At 71.6% G+C, this 18,369-nt stretch carries 17 protein-coding genes; 9 read left to right on the forward strand and 8 right to left on the reverse strand.

Translation table 11 applies throughout. The features are described 5' to 3' along the window. Positions 1 to 110 precede the first annotated feature (110 nt). From BM385_RS21370 to BM385_RS21395, 6 genes are all read right to left on the reverse strand, one after another. Positions 111 to 3,878 (reverse strand): caspase, EACC1-associated type, encoded by a 3,768-nt coding sequence (locus BM385_RS21370; RefSeq protein WP_093844060.1) that lies wholly within the window; start codon positions 3,876 to 3,878, stop codon positions 111 to 113. Further along, positions 3,875 to 4,120: a hypothetical protein gene (locus tag BM385_RS27980; protein ID WP_019434462.1), complete on the reverse strand. Its 246-nt coding sequence runs from the start codon at positions 4,118 to 4,120 to the stop codon at positions 3,875 to 3,877. The genes BM385_RS21370 and BM385_RS27980 overlap by 4 nt, the downstream gene beginning before the upstream one ends. Positions 4,121 to 4,507: 387 nt before the next feature. Further along, positions 4,508 to 4,828: a hypothetical protein gene (locus BM385_RS21380; protein ID WP_093844061.1), complete on the reverse strand. Its 321-nt coding sequence runs from the start codon at positions 4,826 to 4,828 to the stop codon at positions 4,508 to 4,510. A 28-nt stretch (positions 4,829 to 4,856) separates the two neighbouring features. Further along, entirely contained in the window at positions 4,857 to 5,279 is a 423-nt protein-coding gene (locus BM385_RS21385; RefSeq protein ID WP_019434464.1) for a secondary thiamine-phosphate synthase enzyme YjbQ, read from the reverse strand. 95 nt (positions 5,280 to 5,374) lie between these two features. Then, positions 5,375 to 6,397, reverse strand: a complete 1,023-nt coding sequence (locus BM385_RS21390) for a LacI family DNA-binding transcriptional regulator (protein ID WP_019434465.1) — start codon at positions 6,395 to 6,397, stop codon at positions 5,375 to 5,377. A gap of 56 nt (positions 6,398 to 6,453) precedes the next feature. After that, positions 6,454 to 6,774 (reverse strand): L-rhamnose mutarotase, encoded by a 321-nt coding sequence (locus BM385_RS21395; protein ID WP_019434466.1) that lies wholly within the window; start codon positions 6,772 to 6,774, stop codon positions 6,454 to 6,456. Between the two features lie 157 nt (positions 6,775 to 6,931). Between BM385_RS21395 and rhaI the strand changes: the two genes are divergently transcribed. The 8 genes from rhaI to BM385_RS28290 are packed head-to-tail and all read left to right on the forward strand — an operon-like array spanning position 6,932 to position 15,327. After that, entirely contained in the window at positions 6,932 to 8,092 is a 1,161-nt protein-coding gene (gene rhaI, locus BM385_RS21400; protein ID WP_019434467.1) for an L-rhamnose isomerase, read from the forward strand. A 5-nt stretch (positions 8,093 to 8,097) separates the two neighbouring features. Continuing rightward, positions 8,098 to 10,149: a bifunctional aldolase/short-chain dehydrogenase gene (locus tag BM385_RS21405; RefSeq protein WP_093844107.1), complete on the forward strand. Its 2,052-nt coding sequence runs from the start codon at positions 8,098 to 8,100 to the stop codon at positions 10,147 to 10,149. A gap of 26 nt (positions 10,150 to 10,175) precedes the next feature. Beyond that, on the forward strand, positions 10,176 to 11,681 hold the full coding sequence (locus BM385_RS21410; RefSeq protein WP_259453193.1) for a rhamnulokinase: 1,506 nt from the start codon (positions 10,176 to 10,178) through the stop codon (positions 11,679 to 11,681). Beyond that, complete coding sequence (locus BM385_RS21415) at positions 11,681 to 12,436, forward strand: (Fe-S)-binding protein (RefSeq protein WP_093844109.1); 756 nt, start codon at positions 11,681 to 11,683, stop codon at positions 12,434 to 12,436. Before BM385_RS21410 ends, BM385_RS21415 begins: the two co-directional genes overlap by 1 nt. 26 nt (positions 12,437 to 12,462) lie before the next feature. Continuing rightward, on the forward strand, positions 12,463 to 13,920 hold the full coding sequence (locus tag BM385_RS21420; protein ID WP_093844110.1) for a lactate utilization protein B: 1,458 nt from the start codon (positions 12,463 to 12,465) through the stop codon (positions 13,918 to 13,920). Then, positions 13,917 to 14,561 carry a LutC/YkgG family protein gene (locus BM385_RS21425; protein ID WP_093844062.1) on the forward strand — a complete coding sequence of 215 codons (645 nt, stop codon included), beginning with the start codon at positions 13,917 to 13,919 and terminating at the stop codon, positions 14,559 to 14,561. The genes BM385_RS21420 and BM385_RS21425 overlap by 4 nt, the downstream gene beginning before the upstream one ends. Before the next feature lie 46 nt (positions 14,562 to 14,607). Continuing rightward, complete coding sequence (locus tag BM385_RS21430; protein ID WP_019434475.1) at positions 14,608 to 15,177, forward strand: TIGR03086 family metal-binding protein; 570 nt, start codon at positions 14,608 to 14,610, stop codon at positions 15,175 to 15,177. 15 nt (positions 15,178 to 15,192) lie between these two features. Continuing rightward, positions 15,193 to 15,327, forward strand: a complete 135-nt coding sequence (locus BM385_RS28290; protein WP_259453190.1) for a hypothetical protein — start codon at positions 15,193 to 15,195, stop codon at positions 15,325 to 15,327. Between the two features lie 30 nt (positions 15,328 to 15,357). Here the strand turns inward: BM385_RS28290 and BM385_RS21435 are convergent, their stop codons facing one another. Then, positions 15,358 to 16,350 carry an aldo/keto reductase gene (locus tag BM385_RS21435; RefSeq protein ID WP_019434477.1) on the reverse strand — a complete coding sequence of 331 codons (993 nt, stop codon included), beginning with the start codon at positions 16,348 to 16,350 and terminating at the stop codon, positions 15,358 to 15,360. A 59-nt stretch (positions 16,351 to 16,409) separates the two neighbouring features. Further along, positions 16,410 to 17,078, reverse strand: coding sequence for a ThuA domain-containing protein (locus tag BM385_RS21440; protein WP_093844063.1), 669 nt, complete (start codon positions 17,076 to 17,078; stop codon positions 16,410 to 16,412). A 201-nt stretch (positions 17,079 to 17,279) separates the two neighbouring features. On the opposite strand from BM385_RS21440, the gene BM385_RS21445 reads away from it, so the two are divergent. Beyond that, positions 17,280 to 18,359 (forward strand): DUF2332 domain-containing protein, encoded by a 1,080-nt coding sequence (locus tag BM385_RS21445; protein ID WP_019434479.1) that lies wholly within the window; start codon positions 17,280 to 17,282, stop codon positions 18,357 to 18,359. Positions 18,360 to 18,369: the final 10 nt, after the last annotated feature.

The raw sequence follows: 18,369 nt of genomic DNA on the forward strand, positions 1-18,369 counted from the left end.
AGCCTTACCCTTGAGGCCCCGAGAGCGAGCACTTGGGCGGTAGCGCTTCGATTCCTCCAAGCCGCTGAGGTAACCACAGGGACCCCTTCTTCTCTTGCGTCCGCGAGGGGTCACCCCTGCTGCTCGTCGGCGTCGAACAGCCGCCAAGCCGGCCAACGCACCGCTTCGGCTCCTTCATCACCATCACTCAGCAGGTTCCGGCGGTGCAGCATGAGCCGGAGGTGGCGGGCCGCGTCGCCGTTCTCGTCCACTCCTCGATCAAGAAGCACGGGTTGAGGGGCAGCTCCGCCGGGGTCACGCACCACGGCGTCCGCGGGATATCCGTGAACGGTCTCTCCCAGCGTGACAGTGGATTCTTCCGCGAGGGAGAGGGTCTGGTACAGGCGTTTGAGCAGCGCGTCATCGTCCGCGCCTCCCAGAGCCGAGCCTTCCCGCTCTGCGGCCTCAAGCAGCGCGGCACCGACGCCTCCCCGCTTTCTCCAGAGTTTCTTGTCCCCCACCACGATGAGGTGACTGCGGGCCCGTGTGATGGCGACGTTCCACAGGTTCAGCTGTTCACCGACCCAGGCGACGGAGCCCGGGTGCATGCCGTTGCCGACAACGAGGGAGAACACCATGACGTCGCGTTCACCGCCCTGGAAAGTGTGCACCGTTCCGATACGCACACGCTCCTCGTCGTACGGGCCCAGCCGCTTGCGCAGAGCATCGGCCTGCGCCGTGAAGGGGGTGACGACTCCGACAGTGGCCTCGGGCGGGAGCTTCTCCAACAGATAGCGGACACTGTCGTGCACCTTGCGGATCTCGTTCTCGTTGACCCAGGAGCCACCGAACAGCGGGCGCGCGGCCCGCCCCGCCACGTCCGTCCAGATGACGGCGGAGCGGTCGGCCAGAGTGGGACGGCCACGGGTGTCGGTGAGAACGGTCAGTCCACCATCGTAAAAGAACTCGTTCGAGATACCGGAGATGTCCGGATGACAGCGGAAGTGCTCGTCGAGAAGCAGCGTGCCGCCCGCGGACCGTTCGGCCGCGTGGAAGGCGGAGTGACGCCGGTAGGCGAGATGGTGCTTCTCCAGCCAAGCGGACGCCAGCCCATTCCCGCGGCGGATGAGAGCCTCGCGGTGCGGGCTGGTCTGAGTGATGTGCGTGAGCTGCATGGGGTCGCCGATGACCAGGGCACGCCGGGCGCGGAACAGCAGAGGCAGGACTTGGGGGATCGCGCACTGGCTGGCCTCGTCGATCACAACGAGGTCGAACAGAGCCGGGTCCGGAGGGAAACGCCGCGCCGAGAGGCTGGTGACGGCCCATCCGGCCACCGCGGGCGCGTTCATCGAGGTTCCCGAGTGCCCGAGGACCCTCTTCAACTGCGGCCAGTCTCCGCGTTTGCCGTCCGCAGCCGTCAACAGCTCCATGATCCGGCGGCGTCCGGCCCAGGCTGCAGCTTGCACCTTGGTGGCGAGGAATGTGCGTGAAGCGTCCTGGACGGCGCTCTCCGCATCGCGGAGGGCACGTGTGAGCGCTGTGTCGTCAACGGTGGCCGCCTGCTCGCGCCGATCACGCCACTCCGCTTCGGCCGCGGCGAAGCCTGCGAGTGCGAGGCAGCCCGCGGCGGGATCACTGACGTAATCCTTCAGGCCGGCCTTGCGCAGGAAACGGGATCGGCGCCACGATCCGAGGAAGCGCGCGCGGGAACGGCGGCGCGCACTGTCCTCCAGTTCCCTCGGCAGTGGCGGGCCGCCGAGTAGCTCCCGAAGCCGGGTGGCGGTCGTCCCGAGCCGTTCCGCGTGATGGGCGCGGGCCTCGCCTGCCTGGCGAAGCCGCAGCTCGGTCTCGGCGATGTGGGCCAGACGCCGCCGTACCTCTGCCAGGCGATCGGAGGCCAGCACGGTCGCCATGGATGCCGTGGCCACGGTGGTGGACGGCTCCGGGCCAGTGCGCAGCGCATGGAGCGCGGCGGCTTCATGCTCCGCGTTGCTCTTGCCGGTCTTCCGTGCCGAGCCGGTGCGCACGACGCTGCCGGGTACCAGCTCGTCGCAGCGGCGCCACACCTCGTCCACCGCATCGTTGTTGGTCGACGCGACCAGCACGGTCTGACCCGCGGCAATCGCCGTGGCCACGAGGTTGGCGACCAGCTGGCTCTTGCCGGTGCCAGGCGGACCTGTGGCCACAGTGAGGCGACGGGTCATGGCGGACCGGAGAATCGCGCCCTGCGCCTCGTTGCAGGGCAGCGGGGTCACCAGGCTCGCCGGCTCGTGATCCGTGTGGGCGAGGCATCGGTCGCGCTGCGACGGGTCGGGCGCGAGCGCCCCAAGGGCGGTCTCTCCGATGTGGTCCGTCTGTTCGGCGATGCGGCCGAAGTCGTTGAGAAGCCCCTTCGTGAAGTTCGTCTTGGGACGTGCCGCGAACAGGACCGCGGTGTTGCGGGCCCCGTGCCCTGGTGTGCGAACGTCGATGTGGTCGTCGAGTCGGTCGGGGCGGAGATCCTGTACGCAGGGCAGCTCGAACTCTTGGGTGAGGAGGTTGAGCACGTCCACCGCCATACGGTCGTGCTGTCCTCGATGCCAGGACGGCTGAAACGTGTCGATGAGCTGGTTGGCCTCGTCCTCGCCGAGCCAGTCGTGGGCCAGTTGAGGATGTGGCTGGACCGGTCCGTACGGCTTCAGCCGCACCTCGCCCTCGTCCTGGACGATCTCCACCCGGCGGACCAACAAAGGCGCGAACTTTGGCTGCCGCCAAGGGCTCCCGGTGCGGGGCCCGGTGAGGAGCACAGCCGGATAGCCCGCCCAGAGCTCGGCATCTTCCTCTGCGGCTGCATTCACCAGCGGGCCCGCTTCCTCGGGGAGTGCAACGCAGCCGTCGTCGTCGACGTCGCCGGAGATGAACCTCTCCGCGCCATCCAGGCACACATACGACGTGCCACGAGGACTCACGTCCATCAGAGGTGTCTCCGCGCTCTCGGCCAGGACGCACTCGCGGTAGTAGTCCAGCAGATTGGCCCAGGTGGGTTGTGTGTGCGGGGATTTCGCGGAATTCGGCGGTGCAGCTTCTCCGGCGACTGCCCGGGGCCAAGAACTCAGTGGCGCGAGGATGGGGGCCCGGCCGAAAGGGCTGTCCGCGATGACGATGCGGTCGTCGACGCCGAGCGCGGAGTGCACCGGCACTTGACGCCCGCCGTCCTGGGCACGCATTCGCCGGTTGACGTAATGGAACAGGTCGCTGACCGTTACTGCGCTGCCGCCGTCCTTGCTGACCTTCCCCGTGCGCAGCGCCTCGATGACCTCGCCGGTGAAGGCCGACGGCTTCACATCATCGCCACCGCGCGCGTCCGCGTACGAGTCCTCCCCGGCCCGCGAGGACGAAAGGACGTACACGCCCCTGCTCGTCAGCGGGGGCCGCTCGCCGGACTTGGCCACGGAGCCGTCGGGTTGCCGGTCCGAGGTACGCAGACCCACAGCGAACCCTCCGCTGCGGCAGCAGTCGATCATCACGATCTTCTGTGGGGCGACACACTCCTCCAGCGCGTCGTTGAGGAAGCCGGCGCTGACTCCTGTCGCGGACACCCGGTCGTAGTCGGTGTCCCTGGCGACGAAGTGGAACTCGCTGCCGTCCCGCACAGTGCGTACACCGTGCCCGGAGACGTACACGAGTGCGAGTTCGTCCTCGTCGCGCTCCTGGAGGAACTCGCCGATGACTGCCCGCATGTCATCGGCGGCGAGATCGGATTCCGTCTGTACGGAGACGAAGTTGCCGATCTTGTGGTGCTTCAGGACCTGGGCAAGTCCCCACACATCCGCCCTTACGGAGGCCAGCGAAGAGAAGCGTCCGTCGTCGTAGTGTTCGTTGCCGATCAGAAGAGCCCGGCGCTTGTGGAGGCGGGTCACGCGGCGTCGTCATTCAGTGCGGAACCGTCCTCGCCGGCGACCCGGTCCTGGAACTCCCGGACCATGCGCTCCTGTGCGGCGTCCGGACGACCGGTGATCTCGATGGAGTCGTCCCCGACGGTGACCACGACCTTGCGGTGCCGCTCCCTGGCACACCACTCCTTGATCAGAGTGATCAGGACCTGGGACGCCGGACGGGCGACGGTGGCGGCAGTGGCGGCCCAGAGCGCCACTTCGCCCATGGTGGTGCCCTTACTGCCCGGTTCAGCCGGTCCGTCGGTGTCGTGGAGGCCGACGACGAGAGCATCCGACTTCCTCAGCCTGTCGTGCAGATCCCGAGTAAGACGCTCCTGCCGGAGTGTGTCGCCACCTGTGGGCACAGTAAGGGTCCACACCGATCCCCCGTTGTGCATGTGCTGCTCCTTGCGTTGGCGTGTCCGCTCGCTGGTCCGTCCAGCGACTTTGGCACGCAGGCCGTCGAGGGGGACAGCCGAGCCCGAGCCGGAGGGGCGGCATCCGGCCACCGCGTCCAGTGTCGGATTAGAGATGACCCACTCGCTGCCCAGCCTGTCCGAATCGGCACGGACCGGCAAGAGTCGGCTTCTCCCTCGAGTATCGCCTTCGTACGGTCAGCCCGGGGAGCGGCCGTCGGGCGATGCCCGCTCCGGGACCACCCTCATCGCGAGTGCGGTACCGTCCGGCCGGAAGGTACACGCACCCCAGTCGTCGACGTCGTCCGGCTCGGGCCAGTCGTTCCGACGTTCATACGCCCGCCGGCGGTACTCCTCCACCGTGCCCTCCGCGAGCAGGTCGTAGAGATCTGCGGCCACGCCGGAAAACGCGTCGACGCGCCTGCCGCTGATACGGAAGACCTGGTCGCTGCCGACGTACCGCTCCCCGGCGAAACGGGCTTGCGCATCGCGGACCCTGGCGTTGATGCGGCCGGACATCACTCCTGCAGTGACGGCAGGCCCAGCACTATCCCAGGAAGGTCAGGCGGACCTGGCGGTGGGGGTTGTCCTTGTTCGTGTCCACCAGGCAGATCGACTGCCACGTGCCCAGTTGGAGGCGGCCGGAGAGGACCGGGAGGGTGGCGTGTGGGGGGACGATGGCGGGGAGTACGTGGTCGCGGCCGTGGCCGCGGGAGCCGTGGCGGTGGCGCCAGCGGTCGTCCGCTGGGAGGAGGTCGTGCAGTGCGGCCAGCAGGTCCTCGTCGCTGCCCGCGCCCGTCTCCAGGATGGCGATGCCGGCGGTGGCGTGCGGGACGAAGATGTTGAGGAGGCCGTCCGCGCCGGGGACGGTGTCGGCCAGGAATTTCTGGCAGCGGTGGGTCAGGTCGAGCACCGTCTCGGTGGAGCCGGTGGTCAGCTGGAGCACACTGGTGTGGAAGGAGTCGCTCATGATCCCCCACGCTAGAGCCTGGGCGCCCTGGGCGGGACGGGCGGGTGAGGCGCGCGTCGCGCGGGGGCGTACGCCTGGCGCGTGCCGGCTGGGTCTCAGTGACGCGGGGACAGGGTGGAGTCGCGGACGATGAGTTCGGGCTCCAGCACGATGCGCTGGTGCCGGTGCCGGTCGGCGTCGTCGCCGGTCTCCTCCAGGAGGAGTTCGGCGGCCTGCCGGCCCATGCGGACGGCCGGCTGGCGTACCGAGGTGAGCGGGACCGCCGCGGCGGCGGCGAACTCGATGTCGTCGTAGCCGACCAGCGCGATGTCCTCCGGGACCCGGACGTCCGCCGCGAAGAGTGCCTGGAGGACGCCGAGGGCGAGCAGGTCGTTCGCGCAGAAGACGGCCGTGGGGCGGGGGTTCATGCCGAGCAGCCGGGCGCCGGCGTCACGGCCCGAGGCGACGTCCAGGCGGTCGGCCTCGATCACCCGGAGGGCGGAGGCGTCGTGACCGGCCTCGGTCAGGGCGGCCAGGGCACCGTCGCGGCGGTCGCGGCACTGCTGGAGGGACATCGGCCCGCTCACAAATGCGATCGAAGGGTGACCCTGGTCCAGCAGATGCCGCGCGGCGAGTTTGCCGCCCAGGACGTCGTCCACCGAGACCGAGCAGCCCTCGGCGCTCGGCAGCACCCGGTCCACCAGGACGAACGGGATGCGGTGCCGGCGGAACTCGGCGAGGTTGCGGCCGGTCAGGTCGGCCGGGGTGACCAGGACGCCTCGGACCCGCTGTTCGGCGAAGAGGGAGAGGTAGTCGGACTCCTCGGTGACGCTCTGGGCGCTGTTGCAGAGCATGACGCCGAGGGAGGCCCCGCGCGCCACCCGTTCGGCGCCGGAGGCGACGTCCACGAAGAAGGGGTTCCCCATGTCGAGCACCAGCAGCGAGATGATGCGGCTGCGTCCGGCCCGCAGCTGGCGGGCGGACTCACTGCGGACGTAACCCAGCTCGCTGATGGCGCCGAGCACCCGTTCGCGGGTCTCCTCGGCGACCATGTGCGGGCGGTTGATCACGTTGGAGACGGTGCCCACCGATACGCCCGCGTGCCGGGCGACCTCCTTGATCCCCACCGTCTGTGCCATCCGACCTGCCCCGTTCGTCGCTCCGCCGCGCCCTGCCGCCGGGCCATGGTATGTGCTCAGGGGAGGTGGAAGACCTCGGCCAGCGGGCGCATCGCCTCGTCCGGGCGGGCACCGTCGAGCGATTCGAAGAATTCCCCCATCGCCGCCTGCCACCGGGCGTTGACCTCGGTGGCCTCCATGGCGCGCTGGGCGGCGGCGAAGTCGTCGGTCTCCAGGTAGCCCACCAGCACACCGTCCTCGCGCAGGAACAGCGAGTAGTTGCGCCAGCCGGACTCGGACAGGGCCTGCCGCATCTCCGGCCAGACGTCGGCGTGCGCGGCGCGGTACTCCTCGACGCGGTCGGCGCGCACCTTCAGCAGAAAGCACACCCGTGCCATGCCCCACCTCTTCCTGAAAGGATTCATATCGACCTTGGCAAGCTAGTCACCCCGTCCGGCCGCGTCAAGATCGTGGCCCGCTGCTCCCTTGACAGCGATCGAGCGGCCTCATAGCGTCTCTATGAAACGATTCATCCTGCCTGGGAGCCCTGATCGCATGACCGCTCCATCCGCCGTCAAGGCGGCCCTGACCACGCAGTCCATCGAGACCCCGTCGTGGGCGTACGGAAACTCCGGCACCCGCTTCAAGGTGTTCGCTCAGCAGGGCGTGCCGCGCACCCCGCAGGAGAAGCTTCAGGACGCCGCCCAGGTGCACCGGTACACCGGCGTCGCCCCGACCGTGGCGCTGCACATCCCCTGGGACACCGTGGACGACTACGCGGACCTCGCCGCGTACGCCGGTGATCTCGGGCTGCGGCTCGGTGCCATCAACGCCAATGTCTTCCAGGACGACGACTACAAGCTCGGCAGCGTCACCCACCCGGACGCCGCCGTCCGCCGCAAGGCGCTGGACCACCTGCTGACCTGCGTCGACATCATGGACGCCACCGGCTCGCGCGATCTGAAGCTGTGGTTCTCCGACGGCACCAACTACCCCGGGCAGGACGACATCAGGGCCCGCCAGGACCGGCTGGCCGAGGCGCTGGCCGCGGTGTACGAGCGGCTGGGCGAGGACCAGCGGATGCTGCTGGAGTACAAGCTGTTCGAGCCCGCCTTCTACACCACCGACGTACCGGACTGGGGCACCGCGTACGCGCACTGCCTCAAGCTGGGCGAGAAGGCGCAGGTGGTGGTGGACACCGGGCACCACGCCCCGGGCACCAACATCGAGTTCATCGTGGCGCTGCTGCTGCGCGAGGGGAAGCTGGGCGGCTTCGACTTCAACTCCCGCTTCTACGCGGACGACGACCTGATGGTGGGGGCGGCCGACCCGTTCCAGCTGTTCCGGATCATGTACGAGGTGGTGCGGGGCGGGGGCTTCACCAGCGAGGTGGCCTTCATGCTCGACCAGTGCCACAACATCGAGCCGAAGATCCCGGCGATCATCCGCTCGGTGATGAACGTTCAGGAGGCGACCGCCAAGGCACTCCTGGTGGACCGGGACGCGCTGGCCGCCGCGCAGAGCGCCGGTGACGTGCTGGGCGCCAACGCCGTCCTGATGGACGCCTTCAACACCGATGTCCGTCCGCTGCTGGCCGAGGTCCGTCAGGAGGCGGGCCTGGACGCCGACCCGATGGGCGCGTACGCGCGCTCGGGCTGGGCGGAGCGGATCGTCACCGACCGCCAGGGCGGTCAGCAGGCCGGATGGGGGGCCTGAGCACCATGGCGGACACGACGCACACCCCCGAGACCGTCGCACAGTTGCTGGAGCGTTCGCACCGGCTGGGCGCCGACCCGCGCAACACCAACTACGCCGGCGGCAACACCTCGGCCAAGGGCACCGCGGCCGACCCGGTGACCGGCGGCGAGGTGGAACTTCTGTGGGTCAAGGGCTCCGGCGGTGACCTGGGCACCCTCACCGAGGGCGGCCTCGCCGCGCTGCGCCTGGACCGGCTGCGGGCGCTGAAGGACGTGTATCCCGGCGTGGACCGGGAGGACGAGATGGTGGCGGCCTTCGACTACTGCCTGCACGGGCGGGGCGGGGCGGCACCGTCCATCGACACCGCCATGCACGGCCTGGTCGGGGCCGCCCACGTGGACCATCTGCACCCGGACTCGGGCATCGCGCTGGCCTGCGCGGCGGACGGCGAGGCGCTGACCCGCGAGTGCTTCGGCGACCGCGTGGTGTGGGTGCCGTGGCGCCGGCCCGGGTTCCAGCTGGGCCTGGACATCGCGGCGGTGCGGGAGGCCAACCCGCAGGCCATCGGCTGCATCCTCGGCGGCCACGGCATCACCGCCTGGGGCGCCACCAGCGAGGAGTGCGAGCGCAACTCGCTGCACATCATCCGTACCGCCGAGGCGTTCCTGGCCGAGCGCGGCGCGACGGAGCCGTTCGGTCCCGAGCTGCCCGGGTACGGGCCGCTGCCGGAGGCCGAGCGCCGGGCGCGGGCCGCCGCGCTGGCGCCGGTGATCCGGGGTCTGGCCTCCACCGACAAGCCGCAGATCGGTCACTTCACCGACTCCGGGCCGGTCCTGGAGTTCCTGTCCCGCGCCGAGCACCCGCGGCTCGCGGCGCTGGGCACCTCCTGCCCGGATCACTTCCTGCGCACCAAGGTCGCGCCGCTGGTACTCGATCTGCCGGCGGACGCCCCGCTGGAGGAGGCGATCGCCCGGCTGAAGGAGCTGCACGCGGCCTACCGGGAGGAGTACCGCGCCTACTACGAGCGGCACGCCGAGCCCGGCTCGCCCGCGATGCGCGGCGCCGATCCGGCGATCGTGCTGGTGCCGGGGGTGGGGATGTTCTCCTTCGGCAAGGACAAGCAGACGGCGCGGGTGGCGGGCGAGTTCTACGTCAACGCCATCGCCGTGATGCGCGGCGCCGAGGCGGTCTCCTCCTACTCCCCCATCGAGGAGTCGGAGAAGTTCCGGATCGAGTACTGGGAGCTGGAGGAGGCCAAGCTGCGGCGGATGCCGCCGCCGGCGCCGCTGGCGACCCGGATCGCGCTGGTGACCGGCGGCGGCAGCGGCATCGGCCGGGCCACCGCGCAGCGGCTGGTGGCCGAGGGCGCGTGCGTGGTGGTGGCCGACCGCGACGAGGCTGCGGCGAGCGAGGTGGCGAAGGAGCTGGGCGGCCCGGACCGCGCGGTGGCGGTGGCGGTGGACGTCACCTCCGAGGAGCAGATCGCGGCGGCCTTCGAGGCGGCGGCGCTGGCGTTCGGCGGGGTGGACCTGGTGGTCAACAACGCCGGGATCTCCATCTCCAAGCCGCTGCTGGAGACGACCGCGGCCGACTGGGACCTGCAGCACGACATCATGGCGCGCGGCTCGTTCCTGGCCTCCCGGGAGGCGGCGCGGGTGATGATCGCGCAGGGCATGGGGGGCGACATCGTCTACATCGCCTCCAAGAACGGGGTGTTCGCCGGCCCCAACAACATCGCGTACGGCGCCACCAAGGCCGACCAGGCGCATCAGGTGCGGCTGCTCGCCGCCGAGCTGGGCGAGCACGGCATCCGGGTCAACGGGATCAACCCCGACGGCGTGGTGCGCGGTTCGGGCATCTTCGCGGGCGGCTGGGGCGCCAAGCGCGCCGCCGTCTACGGGGTGCCGGAGGAGAACCTGGGCGCGTACTACGCCCAGCGGACCCTGCTGAAGCGGGAGGTGCTGCCCGAGCACGTGGCGGCTGCGGTCTTCGCGCTCACCGGCGGGGACCTGACCCACACCACCGGTCTGCACATCCCGGTCGACGCCGGGGTGGCGGCGGCGTTCCTGCGCTGAGCCAGTCGTCGAATTCGAGGAGAGCTGTGTCTGCCCCTACCCCCACCGCCGCCGCGCGGGACTTCGCCGCGGTGGATCTCGGTGCCTCCAGTGGCCGGGTGATGCTCGCGCGGGTCGGTGGCGGTGAGCTGTCGCTGCGCGAGGCGCACCGGTTCGCCAATCATCCGGTGCGGGTCCGCGGGACGCTGCACTGGGACATCCTGGCGCTGTGGCACGGGGTGCTGACCGGGCTGCGGGCGGCCGGCCGGGAGGCCGGCGGCCCGCTGGCCGGGGTCGGTGTCGACTCCTGGGCGGTCGACTACGGGCTGCTGGACGCCTCGGGTGCGCTGCTGGGCAATCCGGTGCACTACCGGGACGGCCGCACCGACGGGGTGGCCGCCCGGGTGGCGGAGGTTCTGCCGCCGCGTGAGCTGTACGCGGCCACCGGGTTGCAGGAGCTGCCGTTCAACACCGTCTACCAGCTGGTCGCGGCGCGCGGTTCGGCGCAGCTGGCGGCGGCGCGGCAGCTGCTGCTGATCCCGGATCTGATCACCTACTGGCTGACGGGCCGGGCGGGCACCGAGCTGACGAACGCCTCCACCACGCAGCTCATCGATCCGCGCACCCGCGCCTGGTCGCGGCCGGTGGCTGAGGCGCTGGGCGTGGACACCGGGCTGTTCCCGGCGCTGCGCCGGCCCGGCGACCGGGCCGGTGAGGTGATACCGGAGGTGCTGGCGGAGACCGGTCTGGCCGGTCCGGTGCCGGTGTGGTCGGTGGCCTCGCACGACACGGCGTCGGCGGTGGTGGGGGTGCCGGCGGCCGGGGACCGGTTCGCGTACATCGCCACCGGCACCTGGTCGCTGGCCGGTCTGGAGCTGGACGCCCCGGTGCTGTCGGAGGAGAGCCGGCGGGCCAACTTCACCAATGAGCTGGGGGTGGACGGCACGGTGCGCTATCTGCGCAACATCATGGGGCTGTGGCTGCTCCAGGAGTGTCTGCGCGAGTGGGAGCGGGCCGGCGCCGGGTACGCGCTGGAGCCGCTGCTGCGGGAGGCGGCGCGGGCCGAGCCGCTGCGTTCGGTGGTGGACGCGGGCGATCCGGAGTTCATCGCGCCCGGGGACATGCCGGGGCGGATCGCGCGGGCGTGTGCCCGCACCGGGCAGCCCGAGCCGCGGGACGCGGCGGAAACCGTACGCTGTGTGCTGGATTCGCTGGCGCTGGCGCACCGGGCGACGGTGCGGGAGGCCCAGCGCCTGTCGGGGCGGAGTGTGGAGACGGTGCATGTGGTGGGTGGCGGCGCCCGCAACGAGCTGCTGTGCCAGCTGACGGCGGACGCCTGCGGGCTGCCGGTGGTGGCGGGTCCGGCGGAGGCGGCGGCGCTGGGCAATGTGCTGGTACAGGCCAGGGCGGCGGGGGTGCTCGGGGGTGGACTCGCCGAGCTGCGGGGCTTGCTGCGTGCCACCGCGCCGCTGCGGCACCATGAGCCCATGGGTGACGCGGGCGCGTGGGACCGGGCGGCGGCCCGGATCGCCGGTGGGGAGGTGGGGCGCTGATGCGGGTCGCGTTGTTCCTCACCTGTGTCAACGACACCCTCTACCCGGCGACGGGCCGGGCGGTGGTCACGCTGCTGGAGCGGCTGGGGGTGGAGGTCGACTTCCCGGTGGAGCAGAGCTGCTGCGGGCAGCCGCAGTTCAACACCGGGTACCGGCACGCGAGTGAGCCGCTGGTGCGCCGCTACGCGCGGGCGTTCGAGGGGTACGACCACATCGTGGTGCCGTCCGGGTCGTGTGCGGCGATGGTGCGCGACAACTATCCGCGGATCGGGCGGAAGGCGGCGGCCGAGGGGCGGGGCGGCGAGCTGGCCGGGCTGGCGGAGTCGGTGGTGCCGCGCACGGTGGAGCTGACGGAGTTCCTGGTGGATGTGCTGGGGGTGACGGATGTGGGGGCGTACTACCCGCACCGGGTCACGTACCACCCCACCTGTCACGGGCTGCGGATGCTGGGCCTCGGCGAGCGTCCGCGCCGGCTGCTGGAGGCGGTGCGCGGCCTTGAGCTGGTGGAGCTGCCGGGCGCGCAGGAGTGCTGCGGGTTCGGCGGGACGTTCGCGGTGAAGAACGCGGCGGTGTCCGCGGCGATGGGCGCGGACAAGGCGCGTGCCGTCATGGCAACGGGTGCCTCGGCGGTGTGCACGGTGGACAACTCCTGCCAGATGCACATCGGGGGCACGCTGTCCCGGCTGGGTTCGACGGTGCGGCCGGTGCACATCGCGGAGATTCTGGCGAGTACCGAGGAGGTGCCGTTCCGGTGAGCGGGGCGACGGGTACGTATCTGGGCATGCCGCCGTTCCCGCGTGCGGCGAAGGACGCGGTGCGCGACGCGACGCTGCGCGCGAATCTGCGCCACGCCACGCACACCATCCGCGACAAGCGGGCGGCGGCGGTCGCGGAGCTGCCGGACTGGCCGGAGCTGCGGGCGGCCGGGGCGGCGATCAAGGACCGGACGCTGCGTCATCTGGACCACTATCTGGTGCAGTTGGAGGAGCGGGTCACGGCGGCCGGCGGGGTGGTGCACTGGGCCGCGGACGCGGCCGAGGCGAACCGGATCGTCACCGCGCTGGTGAAGGAGACCGGTGAGCGGGAGGTCATCAAGGTCAAGTCGATGGCCACCCAGGAGATCGGGCTCAACGAGGCGCTGGCCAAGGCGGGGATCCGGGCGAACGAGACGGATCTCGCGGAGCTGATCGTGCAGTTGGGCGACGATCTGCCCTCGCACATCCTGGTCCCGGCGATCCACCGCAACCGGGGCGAGATCCGGGACATCTTCGCGCGGAACATGGCCCGCTGGGGGCGGGCCGCTCCGGAGACGCTCACCGACGCGCCGGCCGAGCTGGCGGAGGCAGCCCGGCTGCATCTGCGGGAGAAGTTCCTGCGCGCCAAGGTGGGGATCTCCGGGGCGAACTTCATGGTGGCCGAGACCGGCACCCTGGTGGTCGTGGAGTCCGAGGGCAACGGCCGGATGTGCCTGACGCTGCCGGAGACGCTGATCTCGGTGGTGGGGATCGAGAAGGTGGTGCCCAGCTGGCAGGACCTGGAGGTGTTCCTGCAGACGCTGCCGCGCTCATCGACGGCGGAGCGGATGAACCCGTACACCTCGATGTGGACCGGTACGACCGACGGGGACGGGCCGCGGGTGTTCCATCTGGTGCTGCTGGACAACGGCCGCACCGACACGCTCGCGGACGAGGTGGGGCGGCAGGCGCTGCGCTGCATCCGCTGTTCGGCGTGTCTGAATGTGTGCCCGGTGTACGAGCGGGCCGGCGGTCACGCGTACGGTTCCGCGTATCCGGGGCCGATCGGCGCGATCCTCACCCCGCAGTTGCGGGGCACGGCCGGTGAGCTGGACGCGTCGCTGCCGTACGCGTCCTCGCTGTGCGGCGCCTGTTACGAGGTGTGTCCGGTGGCGATCGACATCCCGGAGGTGCTGGTGCATCTGCGGGAACGGGTGGTGCAGGGCGGGCCGGTGACGGTGCGGGGCACCAGGACCCGGATCCGGCCGGCGAAGGGGCACGCGGCGGAGCGGGCCGCGCTGCGGGCGGCGACGTGGGCGCTGGACCGCCCGGGGGCGATGCGGGCCGGGCAGCGGCTGGCGGGGCGCTCGCGGCGGCTGTTGCCGCGCCGCTCTCTGCCGGGCCCAGGCCGGGCGTGGACGGCGAGCCGGGATCTGCCGGCGGTGCCGGCCGAGCCGTTCCGGGACTGGTGGCAGCGGCGCACGCGTGGGGAGGACGGGCGATGAGCGCGCGGGATGTGGTGCTGGGCCGGGTGCGGCGGGCGCTGGCGGACGTGCCGCGCGAGGAGAGGCCGGAGCAGGTGCCGGTGGTGCGGGACTATCTGGCCTCGCACTCCCCCGCCGATCCGGTCGGCATGCTGGCGGAGCATCTGGCGGACTACCGGGCTCTGGTGCACCGCACGGACGCGGGCGGGCTGCCGGAGCTGATCGCCCGGCTGCTGGCGGAGCGCGGGTCGGGTTCGGTGGTGGTGCCGGCCGGGCTGCCTAAGGGCTGGCTGTCGGCGGTGCCGGCGGACACGGTGCGGAGGGTGCCGGACGCGCCGTCGGTCACGGCCGCCGAACTGGACGCGGTGGACAGTGTGGTGACGGGCTGCGCGGTGGCGATCGCGGAGACCGGGACGATCGTGCTGGACGGCGGTCCCGACCAGGGGCGGCGCCGGACCACCCTGGTGCCGGATCACCACGTCGTGGTGGTCCGGGTGCCGGACCAGGTGGTGGAGTCGGTGGGGCAGGCCCTGCCGCTGCTCTCCCCCGTCCGGCCGCTGACCTGGATATCGGGTCCTTCGGCCACCAGTGACATCGAACTCGACCGGGTCGAGGGGGTTCACGGGCCGCGCACCCTTGAGGTGGTGCTGGTCCGGGAGTGACGGCCGCGGGGGGTGTCCACCACCGAAGCGGAAGAGAGGTACCCCCATGCGGCTGACCGAAACCTACGAGCGGGCCCAGGCGGAGTTCGACCGGCGGGTGCGTCGGATCGGCGACGGGCAGTGGAGCGCCCCGACCCCGTGCACCGAGTGGTCGGTGCGGGAGCTGGTCAACCATCTGACGGCGGAGCAGCTGTGGGCGCCGCATCTGCTGCGCGGCGAGACGCTGGCCGAGGTGGGCGACCGCTACGACGGCGATGTGCTGGGTGAGGACCCGGTGGCGGTCTGGGAGCGGGCGGCGCGCGACGCGCGGGAGGCGTTCGCGGCGCCGGGGGCGCTGGACGGCACGGTGCACACCAGTGGCGGGCTGACCCCGGCGGAGGAGTACGCGCGGCAGATGACGCTCGATCTGACCGTGCACGCCTGGGATCTGGCGCGCGGGATCGCGGCGGACGACCGGCTGGACCGGGACGTGGCGGCCTCGGTGTACGGGTTCGTGGAGCCGCAGATCGAGGGCTGGCAGGACCTCGGGATCTTCGATCCGCCGGTGGAGGTGGCCGGGGACGCCCCGGTGCAGGACCGGCTGGTGGCGCTGCTGGGGCGTGACCCGGCCTGGTGACGTGCCGTACCGGGTGTGGTGCGGACGGCGGTGCGCGGGCACGGGCACGGGCACGGGCACGGGCACGCGATCAAGCCGGTGGACGGGCCGGACGGCGGGACGGCGCTCGGCGCGGGGCTGCGGGCGGTGGGGATGACCGAGCCCGGCTGAGCGCCGTCCTCCCGGCGGGTTTCCGCCGGGTCAGGCCGTCAGCAAAGCGTCGATGCGGGTCAGTTCGTCCTCGGTGAGCGGCCCGGCTTCCAGGGCGGCGAGGTTCTGGTCGAGCTGGGCGACGCTGCTGGCGCCGATCAGGACCGAGACCACCCGGGGGTCGCGCAGCACCCAGGAGAGCGCGAGCTGGGCCAGGGTCTGCCCGCGGCCGGCCGCCACCTCGTTGAGGGAGCGCAGCAGGGTCAGCCGCTCGGGGCTGAGGGCGTCGCGCTTGAGGAAGTGGCCGACGGCCATCCGGGAGTCCTGCGGCACCTCGCCCGAGAGGTAGCGGTCGGTCAGCAGGCCCTGGGCGAGCGGGGAGAAGGCGATGAGGCTGGTGCCGGTCTCGCCGATGGCGTCCAGGACGCCGTCCTCCAGGGCGCGGTGCAGCATGTTGTACGGGGACTGGTGGATCAGCAGCGGGGTACCGAGGTCGCGCAGGATCTCGGCGGCGCGGCGGTGCTGTTCGGCCGGGTAGTTGGAGATGCCGGCGTACAGGGCGCGGCCGGAGCGCACCGCCTGGTCGAGGGCGCCGAGGGTCTCCTCCAGCGGGGTGTCGGGGTCGTAGCGGTGGGAGTAGAAGACGTCGACGTACTCCAGGCCCATCCGCTTGAGCGACTGGTCGAGGCTGGCCAGCAGGGACTTGCGGGAGCCCCATTCGCCGTACGGGCCGGGCCACATGTGGTAGCCCGCCTTGGAGGCGATGAAGAGTTCGTCGCGGTAGGGGCGGAAGTCCTGGGCGAAGAGGGCGCCGAAGTTGGTCTCGGCGGATCCGGGCGGCGGGCCGTAGTTGTTGGCGAGGTCGAAGTGGGTGATGCCGCGGTCGAAGGCGCGGCGCAGGACGGCGCGCTGGTTGTCCAGGGTGCTGGTGTCGCCGAAGTTGTGCCACAGGCCGAGGGATACGGCGGGCAGCAGGACACCGCTGCGGCCGGAGCGGCGGTACTGCATGGTGTCGTAGCGGTCTGCGGCGGCTGCGTAGGTCACCGGGTCTCCTCGCGAAGGTACACGTTTTCCATCATCCTGACACAGAATCGATCAGATCATCAGGCTTTTCCGGCGGCCTCGGTCACCCACGCCAGGGCGCCGCGCAGATGTGCCCGGAAGTCCGGATCGGTGTACGCCTCGGCGGTGTGTCCGAGCGCGGTGTAGAAGGCCCGGCCACCGGTGTGCTCGTGGCACCACACCAGCGGGTGGTCCTCGCCCATCCGGCCGCCGGTGTACGTGCTTTCGTCCGCCGTGGCCAGCACCCGGACCCGGCCGCTGGGGCTGGCGGTGAAGTGGTACCACTCGTCCGTGAACGTCCAGCGGTGCGGCAGGTGGGCGGTGGCCGGGTGGTCGTGGTCCGCCACCCGGACCACGCCGGGCTGGAGGGCGGGGTGGCCGTCGAACCGGGCGCCGACGAGTTCCCCGTACCACGGCCAGTCGTACTCGGTGCCGGAGGCGGAGTGCACGCCGAGGAAGCCGCCGCCCGCCTCCTGGTGGGCGCGCAGCGCGTCGCGGGCGGCGTCGGTGAGGACTTCGCCGGTGGTGGAGAGGAAGACGACGGCCGCGCTGCCCGGGAGGGCCGCGGCGAGTTCGGCGGGGTCCTCGGTGGCCAGGACGGGCCGGCCCTGCTCGGCACCGAGGTCACGGAAGGCCGCGATGCCCTCGGGGATGGAGTCGTGGCGGAACCCGGCGGTGCGGGTGAAGACGACGAGCTGCTCGGAAGTCATGGGACCCCATGCTAGAAGGCGCTTTCTGTCCGGCCCGGGCGCCGGGCACGGGGGCGCTCGTGCGCCCGGGGGGTGTGCGGAGTACCCCCGCGCTTCAGTTCCGCCGGATCGTGGGAAATCAGATAACAACCCGCCCAAGTGTCTTCCGCTTCATGCCTTGCGGGCCCCATGATCTTGGGCATTCCCGAGTGAGGAGTACGGATGCCCCGTGATCAGGTTGCCCTCGTCTTTAGCCAGCAGGCCGGCGCCTGCGCCCGGCTGGGTTCCCCGCTGTACGGGGCGCTGCTGGAGCGCGTGGCCCGGGACATCAAGGAGGAGGGCCCCTGCGCTGCCGTTCTGGAGGGGTACGAGGACACCGGCCACGCCGACGCGCTGCCGCTGCGGATGATGGGTGCGGTGCACGCCCTGGTCCTCACCGGGCGGGCCCCGGAGCTGGCGGAGCACTACCCCAGCGCCGGCGGGGTGTTCGACCCGGAGCATCCGGACGCGGGCTGGCCGGCCTTCCGGGCGGCGGTCGCCGCCGAGCCGGACTGGGTGCGGGACTGGCTCGAACGACCGCCGCAGACCAACGAGGTGGGACGGGCCTCCCTCCTGCTGGCCGGGCTGCTGTACGCGGTGCCCACGGCCGCGCTGCCGGTGCGGCTGTTCGAACTCGGCTCCAGCGCGGGCCTGAACCTGCGCGCCGAGCAGTTCCACTACCGGACGCCGTCCTTCTCCTGGGGCAACCCCGACTCCCCCGTCCGGCTCGACCCGGTGTGGCGCGGCGACCCGCCCGGCTGGCTGACCGAGGGCGCCCGGCGTCACCAGACCCTGCGCATCGTCGAGCGGCGCGGCTGCGACATCACCCCGCTCGATCCGCTCTCCCCCGACGGCGCGCTGGCCCTGCGCGCCTACGTGTGGCCGGACCAGGCGGACCGTACCCGGCGGCTGGAAGGCGCGCTGCGGATCGCCGCCAAGGTGCCGGCCACGGTGGGCGCGGCCGGCGCGGCGCAGTTCCTGTCGGGGGTGGAACTGGAACCGGGCACCTTGACGGTGGTGTGGCACTCGGTGATGCGGCAGTACGTGCCCGACGCCGAGTGGGCGGCGGTGGAGCGGGAGCTGGACCGGCTGGCCGCGGCTTCCGGGCCGGAGGCCGGGTTCGCGCACATCGCGTTCGAGCCGCGCACGGTGGGCGAGCTGCACCGGTTCGCGCTGTCGGTCCGGCTGGGGCGGGAGCCTGAAGAATGCCTGGCGTTCGCCGCGCCGCACGGGCTGCCCGCGTGGTCGCCCGGTCAGGACTGACGCACGATGG

Source organism: Streptomyces harbinensis, from assembly GCF_900116145.1.
Taxonomy (GTDB): Bacteria; Actinomycetota; Actinomycetes; order Streptomycetales; family Streptomycetaceae; genus Streptomyces; species Streptomyces carpaticus.